The sequence below is a fragment of the Streptomyces sp. NPDC007971 genome (assembly GCF_042958635.1).
In the GTDB taxonomy this organism is placed as follows: Bacteria; Actinomycetota; Actinomycetes; order Streptomycetales; family Streptomycetaceae; genus Streptomyces.
This window is the reverse complement of the sequence record NZ_JBIBJK010000027.1, coordinates 40,709-63,221: the sequence shown is the minus strand read 5'-3', so window position 1 is coordinate 63,221 and position 22,513 is coordinate 40,709. Positions and strand designations below refer to the sequence as shown.

Below are 22,513 nucleotides of genomic sequence, written 5' to 3'. Positions count from 1 at the left end.
GACGAGCCACGATCCCATGGACTAGGCTCGTCGGCGGTGTTCTCCCGGGATCCGGGAGAGTGCCCCGCATATGATCCACACACGGGGGGACATATGGATTTCGGCCACAGTGCCGACGAGTCACAGTTCCGCGACCGGGTCCGGACGCAGCTCCGGTCCGACGCCGTGGCAACGGAGTTGGCGCGCTTACGCGACAGCCGCGAGCGCGAGCCCGACGAACGCGACCTCTACCGGCTGCTCGGGGAGCGCGGGCTGCTCGGGGTGGACTGGCCGCGCCGCTACGGGGGCCAGGGCCAAACAGCCGCCCACGCGGCGCTCGCCGTGGAGGAGATGATGCGCGCGGGCGTCCCCGACACACTCTTCGTCAACGGCATCCAGACCGTGGGCAAACTGGTGCTGCTCGCCGGCACCGAGGAACAGAGACTGCGGATCCTGCCGGAACTGGCGGCCGGCCGGCGGTTCGCGAGCGTCCTCTACACCGAGCCCGACGTGGGCTCCGACCTGAGCGCGCTGACCACGCGGGCCGTCGCCGTCGAGGACGGCTACCGGATCGACGGTGTCAAGATCTTCAACCTGAAGAGCGGCATCACCGACTACGGCCTGTGCGCTGCACGCACCTCCCTGGAGGGCTCGCGCTACGCAGGTCTCACCCTCTTCCTCGTGGACATGCACGCGCCCGGCGTCCACGTGGAGCGCCTGGACACCATGGCCGACGAGCAGTTCCACCGGGTGGAGCTGGAGGGCATTCGCGTCGGCCCGGCCGCCGTCGTGGGCGAGGTCGGCGACGGCTGGGCGGTCCTGGCCGAGGCGCTTCCGCTGGAGCGCACGGGCTTCGACTTCGCCCTGCGCGCCGAACGCTGGTACGCGGCCGGCTGCGCGGGCCTCACCCTCGGACCGGCTCCGGAGCCCGGTCCGGCCGCGGACTGGCTGGCCGACATCGGCCGGCACGGTGCGGCAACCCGCGCGGCGGCCCTGCTGGCCTGGCGCTGTGTCGGCTCCGCCGACGCCGGACGGCTCGACGAACTCCGGACGTCCACCGCCAAGTGGTACGCCAGCGAGCAGGCCGCGTCCGTCGCGCGCTGGGCGATGACGCGGCATGCGGCGGACGCCCCCGACGACCTGGCCGACGCCCTGGACGGCGCCTACCGGGAGGCGCCGGGGCTGACGGTGGCCGGCGGCACGTCCGAGATGATGCTGCAGACGATCTCCGGGTTCCTGTTCGCCGCCGAACCCGCCCCTTCGGCCGCCCCGGAGGTGCACTGACATGCATCTCGAACGTGACGAGGTGCAGCGGGACCTGGTGCGGGCCCTGCGCGCCCGACTCGACCCGCTGGCGGGCCCCGGCGGGCGGATGGATCCGGCCGAGGTCCATGGTGTGCTCACCGATCTGGATCTGTTCGCCCTCGAACTGCCCGACGCGATGGGCGGTCTGGCGTTCCCCCTCGCCTGCGCAGTGCCGGTGTGCGAGGAACTGGGCCGCCTGGCGGCACCCGATCCCTACCAGGCCCACGCGGTGCTCGCCGACATCGTCCGGGCGCCCGAGGGCGAGGGACCCGGTTCCCGATCCGCCGCTCTGACCCGGGTGCTGCCGCTGCTCGGGGCGGGCAAGACCGGCGCCGGGCTGGGCGTCGGCACCGGGGTCCGGGCCGCTCGCGGCCGGGAAGGCTGGGCACTCGACGGCGAGTGCGCACTGCCCGCCGCCCCGCCGGACGCCGCGTTCCACGTCGTGCCGGCCCGGACCGCCGACGGCACGGTGCTCGCCGTGGTGGCCGCCGATGCCCCCGGACTGGCCGGCACGGCCACCCGGCGCGAAGGCGTCCGGCGGCTGGCGCTGACCGGAGTCCCGGCGCAGGCCCTGTCGGAGCCATTGCACGATGCCGACGGCCGGCCGTCGCCCCTCCTCGTGCGCGCCCGGCTGCGGCAGGCGGCCCATCTGCTGGGTCTGGCCTGCGGCGCACATCGGCTTGCGGTCCAACGGGCCGCGAACCGACACCAGTTCGGCCGTCCCATCGGTGAGAACCAGGCCGTCGCGTTCCCGCTGGCCGAGCAGTTCGCGCATCTGGAGGCGGTGCGCCTGCTGGTGCACGAGGCCGCGTGGGACGCCGACGGCGGCCGGCCGGCGGCCGTCGGCGCCACCCAGTCGCTCGCCTACGCGGCGGAGCTCGCGCTCCAGGTGACCGCGCACGCGGTGCATGTCCACGGTGCCGCCGGCATCACCGGTGACTTCGCGGTCCAGCGCCACTACCGGACCGCCGCCGTCGAGGCGACCCGGTGGGGCGCCCCCACCTCGCTGTGGCGCGAGGCGGGAGCGCTGCGGCTACGGTGACGGAAGGTCGACCGGCGGCGGCCCGGGCAGCGTGAGCCTGGTGCCGGGACCGTCGCCGGAGACGGCCTTGAGCGGGTGGGCGGCACCGCCGTCCGTGATCCACACCTCCGGCACCCCGGCGAGCAGTGCCTCGCGGGCCGCGACCAGCTTGACGGTCATCCCGCCGCGCACCCAGGAGGGTGCCCGCTCCCCCAGCGCCGGCACCGGGTAGGTGTCCAGCACGCTGGCGGGATCCTCGGGGTCGGTGAGCACCCCGGGTGCCCCCGTGAGAAACACCAGGGAGCGTGCCCGCAGCGCCCCGGCGACGGCCGCTGCGGCCCGGTCGGCATTGGTGTTGACCGGTTCTCCGTCCTCCGCGAGCGCCGGAGGCGACACCACCGGGACGATGCCGGCGGCGAGCAGGTCCAGCAGCAGCCGCGCGTTCACGTCGGTGATCCGGCCGCTGCGGTCGTCGCGCACGATGGTGCGCCGCCCGTCGACCACCGCCCGTACGGCCTTCTTGCGGCGGGCCCGCAGCAACCCGGCGTCGAGCCCGGTCAGTCCGACGGCGCGGACGTCGTGCCGGCCGAGAGCGGCGACGAGCGCGGGTTTGACCCGGCCGGTCAGTGCGAGCGTGAGCACGTCGAGGGTGGCCGCGTCGGTGTAGCGGGTGACCACGCCGTCGGGTGCGGTGAGGTGGCGCAGGCGTACACCGAGCTGGTCCGCGAGGCGGCTCATCTCGGCGGAACCGCCGTGCACCAGCACCACGTCGCGGCCGAGCGAGGTCAGTTCCGCGACGTCCTCGCAGAGCCGGTCGACGTCCAGCGCGCCGCTGCCCCCGCACTTGACCACCACGATGTCCGGCGTGCCGGACGGGGCCGCGCTCACAGCGGGTGCAGCCCGGGGAACTCCAGCCCCAGGCGCTCCGGCCAGCCCTGTCTGATGTTGAGGCACTGCACGGCGTTGCCGGCCGCTCCCTTCACCAGATTGTCGAGCGCCGCGACGGCGATGACCTCGCCGCGGTCGGCGTCGAGGGCGAAGCCCACGTCGCAGAAGTTGGACCCGCTGAGGATCTTCGGCTCGGGCAGCCGGTAGAGCCCGCGCCTCTGGGCGACCACCCGGACGAAGGGTTGCGCGCCGTAGCAGTCGCGGTAGACACGGCGCAGGTCGGCCTCGCGCACCTCGTTCACCAGGAGGGCCCGGCACAGCACCTGTGCGCCGCGCACGGCCTCCACGCCGGTCGCGCTCATCCGCACGGTCAGGCCGGTGGCCTGCGCCACCTCCGCCTCGTGGCGGTGGCCTGTGGGCGCGAACACCCGCAGGGCACCGCTGCGTTCGGCGTGCAGGTTCATCGCCCCGGCCCCGGATCCCGAGCCGCTGGAACCGATCCGGCCGTCCACGGTGGCCGTCTCCCCGATCAGCCCCGCCGCCACGAGGGGGTACAGCGCCAGGACGGCGGCGTTCGCCATGCAGCCGGGCACACTGATCCGGTCGGCGTCGGCGAGTTCCTTGCGATGTTGCTCGGGCCATCCCGTGACGAAGGACGGCAGCAGGTCGGGGGCGGTGTGCGGGGCGCCGTAGTAGCGCTCGTACACGGCCGGATCGCGCAGGCGGAAGTCGGCGCTGAGGTCGATCAGGCAGTCCGTCCGGCCGGCCCAGTCGGACACCATGCCCATGGTTTCCCGGTGCGGCGTGGCAAGGAAGATCACGTCGCACTCCGGCGCGTCCTCGGGCGCCTTGAAGGCCAGGTCGGTCAGACCGCGCAGGTTCGGGTGGGCGCCGTCGACCCGCCGGCCCGCGAGGCTGCGCGAGACCGGCGCGACCAGTTCCAGGCGGGGATGGCCGAGCAGGATCCGGCACAGCTCCCCTCCGATGTAGCCGCTCGCGCCGACGATGCCCGCCCGGATCATCCCGCCCCGTGTCTCATTCACCCCAGTCCTCTTCGACCTCGGGCGCCATCGCCAGCAGGACAGGGTCGAGGCTGAGGACCTCCAGCTCGCTGTGGCAGTCCCCGCACTCGACGATCTCGTGCTGCCGGGGCGCGGCGTCGAGCGCGACGTCGCTCTCGCAGCTGGGGCACGTGGCTGTGGCTGTGGCCATGTCACCTTCTCCTTGGGTTGGGGTGGTCCGTCCGTGCGGGGTCGAGCAGGGTCAGCGCCTCCGTCACGATGCGGTCGACGGTGACGCCCGCGTCCGCAAGCAGCTCCCGCTCGTCGCCGACGGTGTCGAGATAGCGGTCCGCGATAGCGACCCGGCGGACCCGGCAGGGATGTTCGGCGCTCACTACCTCGCTCACGGCACCGCCGAGCCCGCCCGCGTCGAGGTGGTCCTCCACGGTGACGATGCCGGCGGTCTCCGCCGCGGCGCGCAGCAGGGCGGCCCGGTCGAGGGGCTTGATGGTGTGCATGTTCACCACCCGGGCGGCGATGCCCCGCTCCGCCAGCACCTCCCGTGCGCCGCCCGCGAAGTGGACGGGCAGGGGCCCGGTCGCGACGACGGTCAGGTCGTCGCCGTCGGCCAGTTGCACGGAGGTGCCGATGCGGAAGTCGTAGGGCTCGTGGTGGATCTGCGGTGTCGCGTTGCGGCCGAGCCGGATATAGACCGGGCCCGGGTGGTGGGCGGCGGCCCGCACGGCGAGGGCCGTCTCGCCGGCGTCCGCCGGTACGAGGACGGTCAGGTGGGGCAGCGTCCGCAGGATGGCGAGGTCCTGGACGGCGTGGTGCGAGGGGCCGTAGTGGCCGGCGGAGAGGCCGCCGTGGGTGGCGACCACCCGCACGGGCAGGTTGTTGCCCGCCACGTCGAGCTTCAGCTGCTCCAGGGCGCGGGTGGTGGCGAAGGTGCTCATCGTGTGGGCGAAGGGGATCAGCCCGGCGGCGGCGAGTCCGGCGGACATGCCGAGCAGGTTCGCCTCGGCGATGCCGACGTTGACGTACTGGCCGGGCAGTTCGGCCGCGAAGTCGTCCTCGAAACCGCCGGTGTCGGAGTCCACGCAGTAGATCCGCTCGTCGCCGCGGGCCAGTTCGAGCAGGATCCGCCGGTGGACGCCCCGGGCGGTGTCCGTGTACAGCTCGGCCCACGAGTCCTGGATGGACAGGGGGCTGTCCTGGGCCGCTGTCACGCCTGATTCCTTCGCCGGGCGCGCAGCCCCGCCAGCGCCCGCTCGTGCAGGCGGGGGGTGAGCCGTACGTAGTGGCTCTTCTTGCGGTCTTCGAAGAGGGGCACTCCACGGCCTTTCGTGGTCCTGGCGATGACGACGGTGGGCCGGTCCGGGTCGGCGGGCACCGCCCCGAACACGGACCGCAGGCCGTCCAGGTCGTGCCCGTCGGTCTCGGCGACCGCCCAGCCGAAGCTGCGCCAGCGGTCGGCGAGCGGTTCGAGTCCCACGGACTCCTCGGTACGGCCGCTGATCTGCCAGCCGTTGCGGTCGACGACGGCGGTCAGGTTGCCGAGGCCGTACCGGGAGGCCGCCATGATGGCCTCCCAGTTGGAGCCCTCCTGCAGTTCTCCGTCGCCCAGCAGGACGAACGCGCGGCTGCTGCGGCCGGTGCGGGCCGCGGCCAGGGCGACTCCGGCGGCGAGCGAGAGCCCGTGGCCGAGTGATCCGGTGGGGAACTCCACGCCGGGCAGGCGGCGCAGCGGGTGCCCCGCCAGCCGGCTGTGCCGCTGGGCGTAGGTGGCCAGTTCCTCGGGCGGGAAGTAGCCGTGCTCGGCGAGCACCGCGTACAGCGCGGCGGCGGCGTGGCCCTTGCTGAGCACGAACCAGTCGCGGTCGGCCCATTCAGGTTCGGCGGGCCGTACCCGCAGCACCGCTCCGTACAGGACGGTGAGCACGTCGACGGCCGACAGGCTGCCCCCGACATGCGTGCCGTGCTCGCTCGCGCCCATCTGCAGGACGGCCTCGCGGGCGCGGTGGGCCCGGTCGGCCAGTTCCCCGGTGCTGATGCCGGTGTGAGTCATGCACCCACCGCCGCCGTGCCGGTCTGCCGCCACAGGGGTTCGTACGTCGTCGACCGGGCGACGGGCAGGAGCAGGTCCAGCTCGCCCCACACCTTCTCGAACGCGTCGGCGCAGCGGTCCAGGAGCGGTCCGGAGGCCGGGTTGAGGTGCCAGCGCTGCAGGGTCAGGGAGTCCTCGATCAGGGCCAGCGTGGCGGGGTGGTCCTCGGGACGGTAGGGCTGCGTCCCCGGCAGGTCGCGCAGTGCGGGCTGGGCGGGCAGGGGCAGTGACTGGTACGGCCGCACCGGCACGCCCTCCGCGCGCAGCGCCCGCTGCAGGACGCTGCGCAGCGCTCCCGGGGCGATGTCGGGGCAGCCCATCCGCTGGTGGTCGAAGCGCAGCCGCAGCTGGAACCAGGCGTGCGTGCGGTCGTCCGGGCAGTGGGGGGTGACCAGCCCGTCGAGTTCCGCGAGCCGTCCGAGGAAGCGTCGTACGTTGCGGTCGCGCTGCTCGTGCCGCTCGTCGAGCCGGGAGAGCTGGCCACGGGTGAAGGCGGCCTGGATGCTGCTGAGCTTGGCGTTGCCGGCGACCACGTGGGAGAGGTAGGCGCGCTCGCCGCGCCCGTTCAGGTCCTCGCCGAACTGCCGGTGCAGCACGACGCGTTCGTACAGGGCGTCGTCGTCGGTGGTGAGCAGTCCGCCCTCGCCGCTCGTGGGCAGGTTCTTGGACGCGTTGAGGCTGAAGGCGGCCACGTCCCCGAGCGCACCGGTCTGCCTGCCCCGGTAGGTGGCGCCGTGGGACTGTGCCGCGTCCTCGACGAGGACGAGGCCGTGGCGGTCGGCCAGGGCTTGCAGGGCGTCCATGTCGCAGGGCAGTCCGTGCAGATGCACCGCGAGGACGGCCCTGGTCCGGGGCGTGACGGCGGCCGCCGCGGCGGCCGGGTCCAGGGTGTAGGTGACGGGGTCGATGTCCACGAACACCGGGACGAGCCCGCGCAGCACGGGCGCGGACGCCGTGGCGATGAAGGAGAAGGCGGGGACCAGGATCTCGGCGCCCGGTTCCAGCCCGGCGCCGACGAGGGCCAGCTCGATGGCGGCGGTTCCCGACGACAGGGCCGCGCAGTGGCGTACGCCCGTGTAGCCGGCCCACTCCTGCTCCAGAAGCTGTACCTCGCCGCGTTCCACCGAGGTGAAGCGGCCGCTGTCCAGGACGCCCAGCACCGCCTCGCGCTCGGTGTCCGTGACGATGGGCCAGGCCGTCCGGGCCGAGGTACCTGCTGCGGCCTCCACGGTGCGGGACCCGCCGAACATTGCCAGCCGTGACTTGGCCATCAGTTCCTCACCAGTTGCTGAGTCAGGTAGTCCACGTAGCGGCCGGCCAGGTCGACGTCGAGGGCTTCGGCGGCGCCGCGGAACTGCGGTGTGTGGTTGACCTCGTTGACCAGGAGCCGGCCGTCGGCGTCCTCCAGGACGTCGATGCCGTAGGCTCCGGGCCCGATCGCGGCCGCAGTGGCCGTCACGAGGCTCACGAGCTCCGGGGTGAGCGGGCAGGGCAGGGTCCGTGCGTCGCGGGCGGTGTTGGTGCGCCAGGACGCGGAGACACGGTAGACGGCGCCGATCACCTCGGTGCCGAAGACCAGCGCCCTGATGTCCCGGCCGGGCTTGTCCACGTACTCCTGGACGTAGGTGATCCGCTGCTGCGGGTCGGGGAGCGCCTCGCGCAGTTCGAGGACCGCCTCGGCCGCGTCACGGTCGGCCAGCCTGGCGACCTGCCTGCCCCACGAACCCGTCAGCGGCTTGACCACCGAGGGGTAGCCGAAGTCGTCCAGGGCATCGAGGGCAGCCTGCGGGACGGCGGTGACCAGGCACCGCGGGACGGGTATCCCGGCGGCCTGGAGGGCGAGCGTGGTCAGCAGTTTGTCGCCGCACAGGGCGATCGCCCGGGCGCTGCTGACGACGGTCACGCCCGCGTGCTCCAGGATGCGTGCCACCGTGAGGCTGCGGTGGTGCGAGACCTCGCGGGCGAGCGCCACCGACCAGGGTGCCCGGGGCCGGTCCAGGCGGAAGACCGCCGTCCGCGGATCGAGCACGTCGTAGGGGACGCGGCGCCGGTCGAGTTCGTCGAGGATGCGTTTCTCCTCGACGGTGATCCGGGACGCAATCACGGCAAGGCTCGGCGGGAGGTCGCGCATGGCTTCCTGTGGCGCACGCGCGTCGTCCGACGCGGTCACCGGACCGTCTCCCGACCGGCACCAGCACCGGCGGCCCGCGGGCCGGTCCCGGCGAGGGACGGTGCGAGAGCCAACTCCTCGACGGCCGTGGCCAGTACGTCGATCGCCGTGAGGTACTCGGCCAGGTCCAGGTGTTCCTCGTCGGTGTGGTCCAGCCGGGAGTCACCGGGACCGTAGGCGGCGATGGGGACGTTCCACACCGGGCCGACGACGTTCATGTCGGAGGTGCCGAGTTTGACCTTGTCGGTCGGTGTTCCGGCGTGCCGCCGGATGCCTGCCCGCAGCGCGGACACCACGGGATCGGTACGCGGTGAACGCACTGCCGGGAGGCTCTCGGCGACGGTGAGGGTGTCGGGTCCTGCCAGTTCGCGCAGCCCCTCCAGGAACCCGTCCCGGTCGAAACCGACCGGCACGCGGCAGGAGATCTCGGCTCTGGCGTGCGTCAGGTCTCCATGGAGTGCGACCAGGGCGGGGATGGGCCGGTCGAAGGCGGAGCGCCCACCGCAGTCCGCCGCGAGCTGCCGACGCACGGTCTCCCAGTGATCGGCGGCGACCTCGACCGCCCTCGGCCCGGGTGAGCTGGTGTGCGAGCCGGGGCGGGTGACGTCCACGCTCCAGCGCACGATTCCCTTGTAGCCGAGCACCACGGTCCCCAGGCCGCTCGGTTCGCCGATGACGACCGCGTCGGGCCGGACCGTGCCGGCCAGATGGTGTGCGCCCGGTGAGGAGCCCTCCTCGCCGACGGCGCCGACCACCATGAGGCGGGCGTCGCAGCGTGCCCAGGCGCGCCGTGCCGCCCAGATCATGGTGGCGAGCGGGCCTTTGGCGTCCACCGTGCCGCGGCCGTACAGTTTGCCGTCCCGTTCCTGGACGGGGAGGTCGCCGGGCACCGTGTCGAGGTGGCCGAGGAGCAGGATCAGCGGCCCGTCGGGGCCGCCCAGTTCGCCGACGGCGTTGCCGGCGGCGTCACGGTGGGCACGGAAGCCCAGCGCGGCCATGTCGTCGACGAGCAGACGGGCGAGCCGGTCCTCGTCGCCGGTGACCGACGCGATCTCCACCATGCGCCGCAGCAATGCCGTTTCGTCGTGTCCGCGCACGCCTCAGGCCCGCACCGTGAGCGTGCCGGGTGCGTGCAGGGCGCGGCCTTTCCTGCCGGGCGGACACCCGGCGCCGCGTGATGTGTGCAGTCCGTGGCCGCGCCGACAGGGCATGCGCTCTGCGGCGACCGGCCGATACCACCCCGGACGGTCGTTCATTGGATTATTCCCCCGTTTGTTCCGCACCCGGTTTCGGCGATGTTCTGCGCGTCCCCCGGGCCACCGTCTGCCGTGACGCTAAGCGCCGAGCACCGAGTCGGTCAAGACATGATCGCCTCTGCCGCTTTTCGATCAACTCCGTTGAACTTGGCGGGATTTCACTGGTCGTGCCCCTCAGAGAAAACGGCCGACAAACACCTTGATTCATCGACTGGCTTGTCTTCGGCATCCCCTGGCACTCTCCGCACCGGCGGTCCGTCACGCGAGGTTCCGGACGACCGCCCCGAGTACGCCCACAAGGAGACCGGATCATCACGGCGCACGTTGGGGGGACGTCGGCGCGATCAGACCGGTGGGCGACATCGTGCGCCAGGGAGAGGATCCGGGAGGGCGCATCGCCCCGACCGGGTGCGGCCCGGTCGCCGTCGGCAGCGGCAGTCGGTACACGAACCGGCAGCACACCCCTCGGGTCGCGGGGTGGATCACGCAGTCGCCGACCGTCCCGCCTCGGTCATGCGCTGCTCAGCTGTCCGCGGTATCGTCCAGCGCCATGTCGATCACGGGATGGCGGGTGCACTTCACTCGTCGGGAGCAGGTGCGGCACGTGAGCCGGCAGCACTCATGCAGGAGTTCTTTGCCCTGTTCGTAGGGCCGGCCCACAGCTGGAGGGGTGGTGTGTGCCGGGGCAGCAGCCGTTCCCGATCGGGATGAAGGGCCAGTACTGCCAGTACGGCAGTGGCTGCGCCGTCGACATCATCGAATGCCGACTGGCGCAGCCACCGCAGCAGCGTGTCACAGCGTCGCGGTCGTCTGCTCCCCTGAGGCGCTGCCCGCGAGCCACTGGTCCCATCCCAGGTTGAAGTCGGCGTAGCCGTTGTCGGCCGAGGCCTTGGCACGGGACGAGCCGGTGATGGTCACGGGGTCGCCCTGCTTGACCTGGTGGTAGAACCACTCGGCATCCGACTTGGACAGATGCACGCAGCCGTGCGAGCCGCGGGCGCTGCCGCTGCCCGGATTGGGGTCGCCGGTCGAATAGTGCACGTACGTACCGCTCTGGGTGAGATGGACGTCCCAGGGCAGCGTCAGGTCGTAATAGTTGGGGCTGCCCTTGTCGCAGCTGATGCCGACGCTGCAGGAGGTCATGTGGACCTTCTCCTCCTTGTCGATGACGGCCATCGTGCCGTTCCACGTCGGATACTGGGCACTGCCCGCATTGATCGACAGGGTGCGCACCGTCTTGCCGTTCCGGGTCACCTTCATGGTGTGGCCGGTCACCGAGACATCCGCGCGCACATCGTCGCCGACCGTGAAGCTGTGCGTGTAGTTGCGCACGCCATAGCGTCCGTTGCCGTTGCTGACACCGTTCATGTCAGCATCGATCTTCACCTTCGTGCCGGAGGGCCAGTACTCCTTCGGCCGCCAGTCGGCGCGCTTGTCGCCCAGCCAGTGCCAGGCGCCGGCCACCGGCTGCGAGGCGCTCACCTTCAGGTGCTTCTCCACGGCGGCCCGTGCCTTTGCCGCGACCGGGTTCGTGAAGACCACCGAGATCGGCATGGCCACGCCGACCGTAGTTCCCGTCTGCGGGGTGATCGTCTCCAGCAGCATCGGCGGGCCCGCAGGCTTCGTGTGCGTGGGCGAGGCACTCGCGTTCGGCTTGCCCGACGCCTTTGCGTCGTTCCCACTCGCCTTGTCACTGCCGCCCCCGCCGCAGGCACTCACGCCCACCAGCATCGCACCCGTGACGACTGCGATCCCTATGCCGCCGTTGCGCCGTCCCACGACCTGCCCCGCTCTCTCGCACTTCGGCCCCGACGGGCCCGACTCCCTGTCAGACTGCGACGGCAGGGCCCGCAGTTGCATGCATTGCGTAAAGCGTGTCCCAAGAATCGGCGAGCCTCGCCGGATCGGAGCACCGGGGGACGCGGCATCGTCGCCTCCCCCTCCGGACGACGCCTGTGGCGATCGCGCCTCCGCCCCATGCCCATGAGTTGCGGCTGTGGCTGCGGCTGCGGCTGCGGCTGCGGCTGCGGCTGCGGCGAGGACTCTATGGCCACGCAACCCACCGAAGCTCCGCAAGCTCCTCGCCGGAGAGCCCCTCGTGCAGATTCGCCGCGATGGAGAGTTCATGGATGTCTGCCACGGCGGCAAGCTACCGCCCCGGTACGACAGTGCCACCTCCGAAGCGATCCAGCGGTCGCGACGGTTCCCCCACCGCCGCACCGGACCATCGCACGAAACTACGGGAGCACACCCGAAACAAGCGTCAATTACAAGTTGACGCCGCGGTATCGTCAACTTACGATTGACGCATGAGCCCACTCGACATCAGCCTCGCCGACCTGATCGCCCGCCTCGATGAAGAGCTCCCCGACTCCAACGAACTGGCCCGCATCAGCGAGGCACGTCTTCGTGCCCAGACGCTGTCGGACCTCGGTGACCAGCTCATCGACCACTACGTGAGCAAGGCCAAGCAGACCGGCGCGTCGTGGACCGAGATCGGCGACGCCATCGGAGTGTCCAAACAGGCCGCCCAGCAGCGCCACGCGCCCGCCCCGTTCGATCGGTTCACCAAACTGAACCGGCACAGCATCGTGCTGGCGCAGGAGGCCGCCCGAACGCACAAGCACGACTCCATCGGCACCGAACACATCCTGCTCGGCCTGCTCGGTGAACCGCAGGGCCTGGCGTACGAGGTGCTGGTGGCGAAAGCCGACTCGGAGCAACGCATTCGCGACGCGATCGCGGAAGCGCTGCCGCCGGCCGGGCAGAAGGCGCTGCGGGGTCACATCCCGTTCCGCCCGGAGAGCAAGGAGGCCATCGAGCAGGCACGCCTCGCGTCGGCCGACCTCGGCCACGACTGGGTCGGTACGGAACACACATTGCTGGGCCTGATCCGCGCCGAGCAGGGCCCGGCCGCGCAGATCCTGCGCAACCTCGGCTTCACGTCGGACGAGCTGCACGAGACGGTCAGGACCGAGGTCGCCGAACGGCTCGCCGCGCGCGACAAGCAGTAACGAAACGATCAGTCGCCGGGGAGGACCGGAGCGACACGGCCTCCCACCCCACCCGGCACGGGACGGTGCGCTCGTGCCGCCAACCCTCCATGGACCTCGGCAACGGCTCTGCAGTGCGCGGTGGGTGAGACGCGCAGCAGCCGATACGCCGACTCGTTTCGAAACCGTCAGTCAGGTCCCGCAACCCTGGTCACCTGCGGGAGCAGACTTCGAAACCGTCAGTCAGGGCGCCTCTCTGGTCATCTGCAGGCCCATAGAGGGATGGTCACGGGTGGAGTGCGGCCTGGTGGGCGACCGTGAGTCTGTCGCTGCGCACCATCAGGCCGTGGCGAGCCGCGGGTCGAGGCGATTGCCGCACCGCTCGATCGCAATCCGCCGGCTGTCGACACCGCTCGACCGCGGAAATCGTGCGGCACCCGGGGCGTGCCCGGGTGCCGCACTTCACTTGTGCAGGGTTCAGCTCACGCTGACTGCGGACCAGGCCGCCGCAACCGCCTTGTACTCCTCGCTGGAGGCGCCGTACAGGTCGGAAGCCGCGGAGAGGGTGCCCTTGCGGGCGTCCGCGTACTTGGTTGTCGACGTGAAGTACGTCGTCAGCGCCTTGTACCAGATCTGCAGCGCCTTGTCCCGGCCGATGCCGGTGACCTTCGAGCCGTCCTTCGTCGGCGAGTCGTAGTTCACGCCGTTGATCGTCTTCGCGCCACTGCCCTCGGACAGCAGGTAGAAGAAGTGGTTCGCGACACCGGACGAGTAGTGCACGTCCAGATCGCCCACGCCGGAGGACCAGTAGTCGGCCGAGTTGCCGTCCTTGCTGGGCTTGTCCATGTAGCGCAGCGGCTTGCCGTCGCCGTTGATGTTGATCTTCTCGCCGATGAGGTAGTCACCGACGTCCGTGCTGTTCTTGGCGAAGAACTCCACGCCGGTGCCCATGATGTCGCTGGTGGCCTCGTTCAGGCCACCGGACTCACCGCTGTACTCCAGGCCCGCGGTGTTGGCGGTGACGCCGTGGCTCATCTCGTGGCCCGCGACATCGAGTGCGGTCAGCGGGTCCTTGTTGCCGGAGCCGTCGCCGTAGGTCATGCAGAAGCAGCTGTCGTCCCAGAACGCGTTCACGTACGAATTGCCGTAGTGGACGCGGGAGTAGGCGCCGACACCGTCGTTCTTGATGCCGCTGCGGCCGAAGGCCGTCTTGTAGAAGTCCCAGGTCTCCTGCGCGCCGTAGGCGGCATCGGCGGCGGCCGTCCCCGCGTTACCCACCGTTCCGTCGCCCCAGGTGTCGCTGGACTGGGAGAACAGCGTTCCCGTGCCGGAGGTGCCGTGGTCGAGGTTGTAGGTCTTGTGCCCTCCGCGGGAGGCGTCGGTGAGGGTGTAGGAGGAGCCCGACTGAGTCGTCGTCAGGTCCACCTTCCCGCTGTACTGGGTGCTTCCGACGCCGGTCTCGATGCCCTGGTACTCGAAGAGCTTCTTGCCGGTGGCGGCGTCGGTGACGACGTGCAGCTGGTTCGGGGTGCCGTCGTCCTGGAGGCCGCCGACGACCGTCTCGTAGGCGAGGACGGGCTTGCCGGAGCCGGCCCAGATCACCTTGCGCGGAGCCTGGTCCGCGGTGGTCTTCGCCGAACCGGCCGCCTTGGCCAGGCCCAGGGCCTGCTTCTGCGCCGCGGACGCGGCGATCCGGGGCTTGAGCGAGACGAGCGACAGCTTGGCCTTGCTCGCTCGCGTCACGCCTTCCGTCGCGCCGGACTTGGCGGTGTGGACGACCAGGTCGCCGCCCAGGACCGGCAGGCCCGCGTAAGTGCGCTCGTAGCGGGTGTGGACGGCGCCGTCGGCGTCCTTGACGACGTCCTTGACGACGAGCTTCTCCTTGGCGCCGAGGCCTATCTGCCGCGCGGTCCCGGCGGCGTCGGCCTGGGCCTTCTGTATCAGGGTGGTGCGGGCAGCGGCCGACAGCGCGAGTGGCGCGGCGGCCAGGCGCGAGGTGCCGGCCGTGGGCTGGGCGGTGGCGGTGGCCGTGAGTGCGGGACTCATGAGGGCCGCGGCCGCGACGGCAGTGGCCGCGGCCAACGCAGTGCGCTGATGACGCATGTTGCGGGAGGACACACAAGCTCCTTTGTGGGGGGAATGTTCCAGCCGGTGTGGGGCCGACCGGAGGTGTGGAAACTTCTCGTGTTCCTGCAGCGGTGGAAGAAGAATCACACAACTGACAGGTACATGTCAGCACGCCGTGGGCGATGTCGATGAAAAATTGCCAGTTGACGAACGGAGCCCGGAGGTAACCGGACGGTCCATCAGGGCGGTGAAGGCCGACGGCAGTCGAGCATGGCGAAAGGCACTCAGTGCTCCCCGCACAGCTCGCACAGGGAGCCGCGCCAGAGGGCGACGAGCCCTGGCCACATACCGGCTGCACGCCCGGCCGCGGCTCGTGCCGCTCACGGCGTTTTCACCAACTGGGTCCGACAGTGCGCAGGACACCAAACCGGCGCCCGTTACGGCGAACCCGCCCCAGGCGGCCCACACGGACGAGAGGGCAACGGCGGCACGGATGTCCTTCGGCGGTCAGTCGTTGCAGGTGTCGAGCATGGCCGACAGGGCCGACTTCTCCTTGTCCGTGGTAGTCAGCTTCCAGACTGACTTCACGTGCGTGTAGTCCTTGGCGTAGGTGCACCAGATGGCGTGGTTGGTGGGCTTCCAGTCCGCCGGCCCGCTGTCGGACTTGGAGGAGTTGGAGGACTCCGAGGCGATCAGCAGCTGCGGGTCCTTGAGGTCGTTGCCGAAGGCCTTGCGCTGGTCCGCGGTCCAGGTGTCGGCCCCGGAGCGCCAGGCCTCGGCGAGCGGCACCATGTGGTCTATCGTGGCCTGGGCGACTTCGGTGACCGTGGTGTCGTCGTAGGCCGAGTACCAGGAGCCGGAGGCCGGCTGGCAGTGGTCGGGCTTGTCCTGGACGTCCTTGCCGTCACGGGCCAGGACGTCCTGGCGGGTGGTACAGCCGTCGGGCTGGGTGGACCAGATGTCGAACTTGTCCCGGGCGTAGCCGTCCATCGAATGGGGCGTGCCCACGGTGAGGGCGGCCAGCTCACTGCGGGCGGTCGCGGTCGAGGGTGGCGCCGGCGGCTCCGCGAGGGCGGGAGTGGCGCAGGTTATCAGGAGCACGGCGGTTGCGGGCAGACCGAAGGCGGCACGACGCATGAGGTCTCCATGAAGTGGGGGGATGGAAGACTGTGTGCATGACAAAACCGCAAACGTGTTCCATCCGCTACGCGCGTTGACAAGCTCCGACAACTCCCCCACGGCTCCTTCACCGCGTGGTCACTCCCGCAGCGGGGCCCTCACGACAGCACCACACCGTCCTGCCCCTCACCGCGGCATGACCGGCCGTGCGCCGAGGCGGAGTTGACCCCTGCCGCGCGAAACACGCCGGGGTGCGGGCGGGCCCGGGGGACGGTGACGTAAGCGCCGGGCAGCCGCCCGGCACAACCGCGGGAGCGGCTCACTCCGCACGATCGACGCTCACTCCCCCATGGATGACTGGGGTGCAGGGACACGGAGGCGGAGGAGGATCTGGTCATGCGCAAGGTGCGAGACGGAGTTGGGTGATGGTGGGGTCGCACGGCCAACTTCTTTGTGTCATCTGCCAGTACGGCGGTCAGGCAGGAGCGGAGGAGACTTCCTGTCGCGACGTCGCCCCGGCGAGCCCGTGGATCCGGAGGGCTCCGGCATGACCGCGTACAGGACGAAGCACAAGAGGGGGCAGCACATGAGCGTGCAGCAGTACGACGAGATCGGTGAGGCGTTCGAGGGGTTCAAGTCCCTGCCGCTGATGCGTTTCGGGGAGGTGCCGAGCCTTCTGGGCATGGTCGGGGACGTGAGCGGCAAGTCGGTGCTCGACCTGGCGTGCGGCACCGGTTTCTACAGCAGGGAGTTCAAGCGGCGCGGTGCCACGGATGTCCTCGGTGTCGACATCTCCGTCGAGATGATCGCCGCCGCGCGAGCGAGCGAGCAGCGCGACCCCCTGGGCGTGCGCTACGAGGTCGGTGATGTGGCCGAGCTGCCGCCACCCGACAGGCGGTTCGACATCTCGGTGGGCGTGCAGTGCCTCAACTACGCCGAGGACATCGCGGCGATGGAGCGCATGTGCCGCAACATCCACCGGAGCCTGGTGCCGGGTGGGGAGTTCTTCGTGCTCGCCCAGAAGCCCGACTACCGGTTCGACTGTCCGTCCCTGGACACGTACGGGTTCCACTGCGAGCCGACCGGTGAGGAGGCCGAGACGGGTCCGCAGGTCCGGGTCACGGCCCTCCTCGCCCCGCAGCCGATCAGCATCGTCGCGACGGCCCCGCGGCGCGAGGTCTACGAGCAGTGTCTGCGGGCGACCGGGTTCGGCGCGGTGGAGTGGGTTCCGCTGCAGGTGTCAGAAGCCGGCATCCGTGAGTTCGGTGAGGACTTCTGGGCAGACCTCCTCACGCACCCGCCACTGGAGATGCTGCGCTGTCGCGCCTGACGGCCGACCGACCGGCCGGACCCCGAGTACGTTTCCGCTCCGCGGACGGCTTTGGGTTCCGGGGCGCACCCTCCGCGCCATCCGCCGCCGCCCGTCCACCCCTGCCCCTGGGCGGGGCCTGGGCGCGCCGCGGCTTGATGGCGCCAGGGCGGTGCTCACGTCCAGAACCATGCGCACGGCCTGGTTCCCGCAGAGGTCGTCGAACCGGGTGATATGCCCGAGGCCGAGGATGATCCTTGCCAAGGGCTTCGGCAGGCCCAGCAGATTCCGGGCAGGTCGCGGGGAGAGCAGCGGACCTGGGCTGTCGACGTCGATCACCGTCACCCGGCGAGGGCGCGGTTCAAGGCCGCCTGTTCCGTACCCTGGCGGCATGCGTATGCGCCCCACCCTGAGCTGGACACCTACCGAGGACCTGCCGCCGGGCACCACTGATCTCCAGCCGGTCGCCGACGCGCTGAGGACCGGTGGTGTGCTGGTGCTCAGCGGGGCGGGCATCTCCACCGAGTCGGGCATCCCCGACTACCGGGGCGAAGGTGGGAGCCTGAGCCGGCACACGCCGATGACCTACCAGGACTTCACGGACAGTGCTCAGGCCCGCTGCCGGTACTGGGCGCGCAGCCACCTGGGCTGGCGCACCTTCGGCCGCGCCCGCCCCAACGCCGGACACCGGGCCGTGGCCGCTTACGAACAGCACGGCCTGCTCTCGGGCGTGATCACCCAGAATGTCGACGGCCTGCACCAGGCCGCCGGCAGCGACCGCGTCACAGAACTCCACGGAAGCCTGGAACGTGTCGTCTGCCTTTCCTGCGGCGCCCTCAGCCCGCGCCGCGAACTGGCCCGACGGCTGGAGGAGGCCAATCCCGGCTTCGCGCCGGTGGCCGCGGGAATCAACCCGGACGGTGACGCCGACCTCACCGACGACCAGGTCGGGGACTTCCGCGTGGTGCCCTGCACGCGGTGCGGCGGCATCCTCAAACCGGACGTGGTGTTCTTCGGCGAAGCCGTTCCGCCGCGGCGGGTCGAGCACTGCCGCAAGCTGGTCCGAGAGGCCTCCTCACTGCTGGTCCTGGGCTCCTCGCTGACAGTGATGTCCGGGCTCCGGTTCGTCCGCCAGGCGGCCCAGGCCGACAAGCCCGTACTGATCGTCAACCGCGACCCGACCCGGGGCGACCGGCACGCCGTCACCCGGGTCGCACTCCCGCTGGGAACGGCTCTCACCACCGTGGCCGGCCGACTGGACATCCCCGTCGACGATCGGCTGGACATCCCTGTCGACGGCCCGACAACGGCCTGAAACGCCCCTGCGGAGGTCGGCCGCACGCACCCCGGCGGTCGCCGGGAGACCTCTCACCACATGGGTGCTGACGGCGTCCGGCACCCATACGAGAACCTCGTCACCGCTCTCGGGCCCACGGCCTGACCAAGAACGCCGGATTCGCGTCAACCGCCGCCCCGATGTCCTGAGACTGTTCACGGCCGTGGCGGGACCAGCCCCTGCAGCAGCAGGGTGAGGGTGAAGGTGAACCGGTCGTGTCCGGTGCCTGAGGTGAGCTCCCGCGCATGGGCGACGGTATGGGGGAACTGGTCGGGCGGCAGCATCCGAAGCCGCTCCGCGATTTCGGCGCGGTCGATCACACGGCCGTCGGCATCCTCTCTCTGCCGCCGGGCCGCGGATGCCTCCAGGCAGTAGCCCGTGATGTAGAGGAAGGCCGCGTCACTGGTCCAGGCCGCCTGTCGGGCGGGCGCGCCACTGGCGAGCAGGATCGCGAGCATCCCCTCGCCGACCCGCAGAGTTGCCAGATCGGCGGGCACCACGGCGAGAGCGGCCTGCGCGATACCGGGGTAGCGCAGAAACTGATCGCGCAGCTGTGCGCACACGTCCATGAACTGGTCCCGCCAGCACGCGGGGTCCGGTGCGGGGAGAGTGACCTGGGAGCACAGCCTGCCGATGAGCAGGTCACCGAGCTCTGCCCTGTTGCGCACGTGCGCGTACAACGACGCGGGGCCGGTCCCGAGCCTCGTCGCGACCATACGCATCGTCAGGTCCTCGAAGCCGCCCGCCTCGACGGCCTGGAGAGCGGCGTCGATGATGCGCGCAACCGTGATGGGGGTCTTCTCCCGGCCGGCGGCCCGGCGCGCTCCGGTTTCCGAGTCGGCCTCGTTGGCCGAGATCAGCGCCGCCCACTGATCCCGGGAGATTGCGTCACGCGCTGCCCGTCGTCCTGCCACGACGCCACTCTACCCGTTGACGAACAATGATCGTCAATAGAACAATGTTCGTCACGGCTTAGAAAGCGGACCAACTCGAAAGGAATCACCATGACGGCCTCGGTCTCGATCATCGGCGCCGGCCTCGGCGGACTCACGCTCGCCCGGATCCTGCACCTCCACAACATCCCCGCCACCGTCTACGAGGCGGAGAAGTCCGCAGGCGTCCGCACCCAGGGAGGACAGCTCGACCTCCACGAAGAGGACGGCCAGCTCGCCCTGGAGATGGCCGGGCTCACCGAGGAGTACCGCTCGATCATCCACCGAGGCGGCGGAGCACGACGTGTCGTCAACGAGCAGGGACGGGTTGTCGTGGATCGGCCGGACGACGGCTTCCTGGCACGGCCGGAAACACTGCGCGGTGACATCCGTCGGATCCTGCTCGAATCACTGCCGCCCGGCACGGTGCGATGGGACAAGAAGCTCGTCTCGGCTACCCCCATCGGAAACGGACGACATCAGGTGTCGTTCGTGGATGGCTCGTCGGCCGTGTCCGACGTCCTCGTGGGCGCCGACGGGGTCTGGTCCAAGGTCCGGGCGCTCCTGTCGGACGAGCGGCCGGTGTACTCGGGCATGAGCTACATCGACACCTACCTTCACGACGTCGACACGGCCCACCCGCGCGTGGCCGGCCTCGTCGGGAACGGCGCCCTGTACGCCCTGGTCCCGGGTAAGGGATTCCTCGCCCACCGTGAAGTCGATGACGTCGTCCACACCTACGTCGTGCTGCACCGTCCTGTGGAGTGGTTCGATGCGATCGACTTCACCGACGCCGCGGCGGCGAAGGCACGGATAGCGGCAGAGTTCGACGGCTGGGCACCGGAACTGCTGGCCCTGATCACCGACGGCGAGTCCGCACCCGTCCTGCGCAGCATCTACGAGCTGCCGGACGACCACCGCTGGGACCGGGTCCCCGGCGTCACACTTCTCGGCGACGCGGCACACGCGACCGTCCCCGGAGGAGACGGAGCCAATCTCGCGATGCTCGACGGCGCCGAACTCGGTGCGGCGATCGCATCCCACCCCGACGACATCGAGCAGGCCCTCGCCGACCACGAGAGCAGAATGTTCCCCCGGAGCCGGAAGGCGGCTGCCGCCGCCCACCGCACCATCGACTTCATCTTCGGCGCCAACGCCCCCGCCGGGGTCATCAGCCTGTTCTCAGAAGAGGAAAGCACCTCGGCCTGAGCCGGTGCGCCACCGCCCGGCCCACCACCTGCCGCGGTCCCGGCACAGCGCAAGGCTCGCCGCGAGTACGCGAACCGCGTCACCCGCACCCGGAGCCCCGGCCTGACCAAAATCACTGGCTTGGCGCCAACCGCTGTACTGATGTTCCCCGAGGCCGGCGTCCCTCTCGGGGCCTCTGCCCAAGGACGGGATCCGGGACGGGATCCGGGACGAGCGTCCCCTCTTCGGCCCCCCTGCCGTGCCTCAGCCGGACAGCTGGGACCTCAGCAGCTGCTTGTCCGGTTTGCCTGCCGCCGTCAGCGGAATGACAGGTACCAGGTGGAGCGCCTCGGGAGCGTAGAGGCGTCCCTTGCGGGCGGTGACGAAGTCCCGGACCTCCTCCAGCGAGGGCCGCTGCCCCGCGGCGGGCACCACAGTGGCATGGACGTGCTCCACCGACTCGTCGTCCCGGCTGCCGAAAACCGCGCACTGGGCGATGGCGGGATGGCTCAGCAGCAGGTCCTCCAGCTCCGCCGGATACACATGGCCCCCGACGACCACGATCATGTCCTTGATCCGGTCCACGATGTAGAGGTAGCCGTCCTCGTCGAGGTAGCCGACGTCGCCGGTGTGCACCCAGCCGTCGCGCAGCACCTGTGCGGTCAGCTCCGGCTGCTTCCAGTATCCGTTCATCACGAACGGTGAGCGCACCTGCACTTCGCCTCGTTCCCCGGGCGGAAGATCCTCGCCGTCAGCGTTCCGGACGGCGATCTCCACACCGGGCAGGGCCCGGCCGACCGTCAGCTGCCCACCGCGGCCGGTCACCTCCTGCTCACCGGGGCCGACTTCGGTGATGTGCTGCGTCTCTGCCTGCCCGTACAGGCCGTGCAGCACGGGTCCCAGTACCTTGGCCGCGTGCCGCATCCTGGACGGGGAGGCGGCGGTGCCGCCATAGGTGATCCGGCTCAGACTGGTCAGATCGGTGCCGGGCAGGTCCGGGTGATCCAGCAGCTGGTAGAGCAGGGACGGCAGCAGCCAGGTGTGGGTGATGCGCTCGCGTTCGATCGTGGCCAGCACGTCCCCGGCCTCGAAACCGTGCCGCAGGACGACCGAGCCGCCCTGATGGAGTGCCCTGTCGGCCAGGATGCCCGCGAGGTGGGCCAGCGAGGTGCAGGCCAGAAAGCAGGGAGGGTCGCCGGCGTTGGCGATGGGGTGGTCCAGGCTTCGCAGGTAGGAGCCATGAGTCATCCGGATGCCTTTGGGGATCCCGGTGGTTCCGCCGGTGTGCCGGATGCACCAGTCGTCGTCCGGGCTCACCAGCCCGCCGAACGGCTGTGCCGGTCGCCGGGAGGCATCGGCCAGTACGTCCCCGGCCACGTCGCTCGGCCCCAGGGACAGCATCCGGGGAGTGCCGGGAAGCCGCTGCAACTCACCTGCTGTGGCCTGCCGTTGCTCGTCGACCAGGAGGAGGGAGCAGTCCACGCTCGCCATCACGCGGGCCATGACCGGCGCGCTCGTGCCCTCGTAGAGGCCGACCACCCGGGCCCCGGCCAGGTTGGCGGCATAGCGGGCGACGAGGGCCTCGGCGGTGTTGCCGGTGAGCAGGGTGACCGTGGTGCCGCGGCCCACCCCTCTCTCCAGCAGCTCTCGGCCGAGCCGGTGGACCTGGTCCCGTAACGCCCCCGCGCTGATCACGAGACCCTCCGCCGTCGTGACGGCCGCCCGCGACGGATCGGCGGACAGTACGTGAAGGACGCTCTCCACGTAGCTGCTGAAACCGGTCTCCCCCATGACGCGTTGCCGGCTCATCGGCGTTCTCCCTCGTCTGGACCAGTGGACACC

General features: G+C 70.8%; 19 protein-coding genes. 6 read left to right on the top strand and 13 right to left on the bottom strand.

All coding sequences use genetic code 11. The features are described 5' to 3' along the window. Positions 1-93: 93 nt before the first annotated feature. Positions 94-1,263 carry an acyl-CoA dehydrogenase family protein gene (locus tag ACFZCP_RS39780; protein WP_391439661.1) on the top strand — a complete coding sequence of 390 codons (1,170 nt, stop codon included), beginning with the start codon at positions 94-96 and terminating at the stop codon, positions 1,261-1,263. Between the two features lies 1 nt (position 1,264). After that, a complete protein-coding gene (locus ACFZCP_RS39775; RefSeq protein WP_391439657.1) occupies positions 1,265-2,326 on the top strand; it encodes an acyl-CoA dehydrogenase family protein in 1,062 nt (353 codons plus the stop codon). Here the strand turns inward: ACFZCP_RS39775 and ACFZCP_RS39770 are convergent. From ACFZCP_RS39770 to ACFZCP_RS39730, 9 genes are all read right to left on the bottom strand, one after another. Then, positions 2,318-3,193 carry a [LysW]-aminoadipate kinase gene (locus ACFZCP_RS39770; RefSeq protein WP_362698552.1) on the bottom strand — a complete coding sequence of 292 codons (876 nt, stop codon included), beginning with the start codon at positions 3,191-3,193 and terminating at the stop codon, positions 2,318-2,320. The genes ACFZCP_RS39775 and ACFZCP_RS39770 overlap by 9 nt on opposite strands. Further along, entirely contained in the window at positions 3,190-4,215 is a 1,026-nt protein-coding gene (gene argC, locus ACFZCP_RS39765) for an N-acetyl-gamma-glutamyl-phosphate reductase (RefSeq protein WP_391439911.1), read from the bottom strand. The genes ACFZCP_RS39770 and argC overlap by 4 nt, the downstream gene beginning before the upstream one ends. A gap of 13 nt (positions 4,216-4,228) precedes the next feature. Continuing rightward, the gene (gene lysW / locus ACFZCP_RS39760; RefSeq protein ID WP_391439652.1) at positions 4,229-4,405 is read right to left on the bottom strand and encodes a lysine biosynthesis protein LysW; all 177 of its coding nucleotides are present in this window, start codon (positions 4,403-4,405) and stop codon (positions 4,229-4,231) included. 1 nt (position 4,406) lies between these two features. Next, entirely contained in the window at positions 4,407-5,423 is a 1,017-nt protein-coding gene (locus tag ACFZCP_RS39755) for a transketolase C-terminal domain-containing protein (protein ID WP_391439645.1), read from the bottom strand. Beyond that, the gene (locus ACFZCP_RS39750) at positions 5,420-6,262 is read right to left on the bottom strand and encodes a thiamine pyrophosphate-dependent enzyme (protein WP_391439640.1); all 843 of its coding nucleotides are present in this window, start codon (positions 6,260-6,262) and stop codon (positions 5,420-5,422) included. The genes ACFZCP_RS39755 and ACFZCP_RS39750 overlap by 4 nt, the downstream gene beginning before the upstream one ends. Beyond that, positions 6,259-7,572, bottom strand: coding sequence for a DegT/DnrJ/EryC1/StrS family aminotransferase (locus ACFZCP_RS39745; RefSeq protein WP_391439636.1), 1,314 nt, complete (start codon positions 7,570-7,572; stop codon positions 6,259-6,261). Before ACFZCP_RS39745 ends, ACFZCP_RS39750 begins: the two co-directional genes overlap by 4 nt. Beyond that, entirely contained in the window at positions 7,572-8,471 is a 900-nt protein-coding gene (lysX, locus tag ACFZCP_RS39740) for a lysine biosynthesis protein LysX (RefSeq protein WP_391439633.1), read from the bottom strand. Before lysX ends, ACFZCP_RS39745 begins: the two co-directional genes overlap by 1 nt. After that, positions 8,468-9,568 carry a M20/M25/M40 family metallo-hydrolase gene (locus tag ACFZCP_RS39735; RefSeq protein ID WP_391439627.1) on the bottom strand — a complete coding sequence of 367 codons (1,101 nt, stop codon included), beginning with the start codon at positions 9,566-9,568 and terminating at the stop codon, positions 8,468-8,470. The genes lysX and ACFZCP_RS39735 overlap by 4 nt, the downstream gene beginning before the upstream one ends. A gap of 951 nt (positions 9,569-10,519) precedes the next feature. Next, on the bottom strand, positions 10,520-11,506 hold the full coding sequence (locus ACFZCP_RS39730; protein WP_391439625.1) for an Ig-like domain-containing protein: 987 nt from the start codon (positions 11,504-11,506) through the stop codon (positions 10,520-10,522). 530 nt (positions 11,507-12,036) lie between these two features. Here ACFZCP_RS39730 and ACFZCP_RS39725 point away from each other — a divergent pair. Next, positions 12,037-12,741, top strand: coding sequence for a Clp protease N-terminal domain-containing protein (locus ACFZCP_RS39725; protein WP_391439620.1), 705 nt, complete (start codon positions 12,037-12,039; stop codon positions 12,739-12,741). Positions 12,742-13,197: 456 nt separating this feature from the next. On the opposite strand, the gene ACFZCP_RS39720 is transcribed toward ACFZCP_RS39725, so the two are convergent. Then, the gene (locus tag ACFZCP_RS39720; RefSeq protein WP_391439906.1) at positions 13,198-14,823 is read right to left on the bottom strand and encodes a M4 family metallopeptidase; all 1,626 of its coding nucleotides are present in this window, start codon (positions 14,821-14,823) and stop codon (positions 13,198-13,200) included. A 471-nt stretch (positions 14,824-15,294) separates the two neighbouring features. After that, positions 15,295-15,924, bottom strand: coding sequence for a DUF1524 domain-containing protein (locus tag ACFZCP_RS39715; protein WP_362698582.1), 630 nt, complete (start codon positions 15,922-15,924; stop codon positions 15,295-15,297). A gap of 568 nt (positions 15,925-16,492) precedes the next feature. Here ACFZCP_RS39715 and ACFZCP_RS39710 point away from each other — a divergent pair. Together ACFZCP_RS39710 and ACFZCP_RS39705 are read left to right on the top strand one after the other, a co-directional pair. Beyond that, the gene (locus tag ACFZCP_RS39710; RefSeq protein WP_391439613.1) at positions 16,493-17,236 is read left to right on the top strand and encodes a methyltransferase domain-containing protein; all 744 of its coding nucleotides are present in this window, start codon (positions 16,493-16,495) and stop codon (positions 17,234-17,236) included. A gap of 370 nt (positions 17,237-17,606) precedes the next feature. After that, entirely contained in the window at positions 17,607-18,530 is a 924-nt protein-coding gene (locus tag ACFZCP_RS39705; protein WP_391439606.1) for an NAD-dependent protein deacetylase, read from the top strand. A gap of 176 nt (positions 18,531-18,706) precedes the next feature. Here the strand turns inward: ACFZCP_RS39705 and ACFZCP_RS39700 are convergent, their stop codons facing one another. Beyond that, complete coding sequence (locus ACFZCP_RS39700) at positions 18,707-19,465, bottom strand: TetR/AcrR family transcriptional regulator C-terminal domain-containing protein (protein ID WP_391439603.1); 759 nt, start codon at positions 19,463-19,465, stop codon at positions 18,707-18,709. A gap of 90 nt (positions 19,466-19,555) precedes the next feature. Here ACFZCP_RS39700 and ACFZCP_RS39695 point away from each other — a divergent pair, with 90 nt between their 5' ends. Next, positions 19,556-20,692, top strand: a complete 1,137-nt coding sequence (locus ACFZCP_RS39695; protein ID WP_391439598.1) for an FAD-dependent monooxygenase — start codon at positions 19,556-19,558, stop codon at positions 20,690-20,692. 243 nt (positions 20,693-20,935) lie between these two features. On the opposite strand, the gene ACFZCP_RS39690 is transcribed toward ACFZCP_RS39695, so the two are convergent. Further along, entirely contained in the window at positions 20,936-22,480 is a 1,545-nt protein-coding gene (locus ACFZCP_RS39690; RefSeq protein WP_391439595.1) for an AMP-binding protein, read from the bottom strand. Positions 22,481-22,513: the final 33 nt, after the last annotated feature.

Bases quoted from the DNA above. Each gene is read 5' to 3' on its own strand.
- ACFZCP_RS39775 (WP_391439657.1), top strand. From the start codon at position 1,265: ATGCATCTCGAACGTGACGAGGTGCAGCGGGACCTGGTGCGGGCCCTG.
- ACFZCP_RS39705 (WP_391439606.1), top strand. From the start codon at position 17,607: ATGCGTATGCGCCCCACCCTGAGCTGGACACCTACCGAGGACCTGCCG.
- ACFZCP_RS39710 (WP_391439613.1), top strand. From the start codon at position 16,493: ATGAGCGTGCAGCAGTACGACGAGATCGGTGAGGCGTTCGAGGGGTTC.
- ACFZCP_RS39690 (WP_391439595.1), bottom strand. From the start codon at position 22,480: ATGAGCCGGCAACGCGTCATGGGGGAGACCGGTTTCAGCAGCTACGTG.
- ACFZCP_RS39715 (WP_362698582.1), bottom strand. From the start codon at position 15,924: ATGCGTCGTGCCGCCTTCGGTCTGCCCGCAACCGCCGTGCTCCTGATA.
- ACFZCP_RS39720 (WP_391439906.1), bottom strand. From the start codon at position 14,823: ATGCGTCATCAGCGCACTGCGTTGGCCGCGGCCACTGCCGTCGCGGCC.
- ACFZCP_RS39750 (WP_391439640.1), bottom strand. From the start codon at position 6,262: ATGACTCACACCGGCATCAGCACCGGGGAACTGGCCGACCGGGCCCAC.
- ACFZCP_RS39780 (WP_391439661.1), top strand. From the start codon at position 94: ATGGATTTCGGCCACAGTGCCGACGAGTCACAGTTCCGCGACCGGGTC.
- ACFZCP_RS39695 (WP_391439598.1), top strand. From the start codon at position 19,556: ATGACGGCCTCGGTCTCGATCATCGGCGCCGGCCTCGGCGGACTCACG.
- ACFZCP_RS39725 (WP_391439620.1), top strand. From the start codon at position 12,037: ATGAGCCCACTCGACATCAGCCTCGCCGACCTGATCGCCCGCCTCGAT.
- ACFZCP_RS39745 (WP_391439636.1), bottom strand. From the start codon at position 7,572: ATGGCCAAGTCACGGCTGGCAATGTTCGGCGGGTCCCGCACCGTGGAG.
- argC (WP_391439911.1), bottom strand. From the start codon at position 4,215: ATGATCCGGGCGGGCATCGTCGGCGCGAGCGGCTACATCGGAGGGGAG.
- lysW (WP_391439652.1), bottom strand. From the start codon at position 4,405: ATGGCCACAGCCACAGCCACGTGCCCCAGCTGCGAGAGCGACGTCGCG.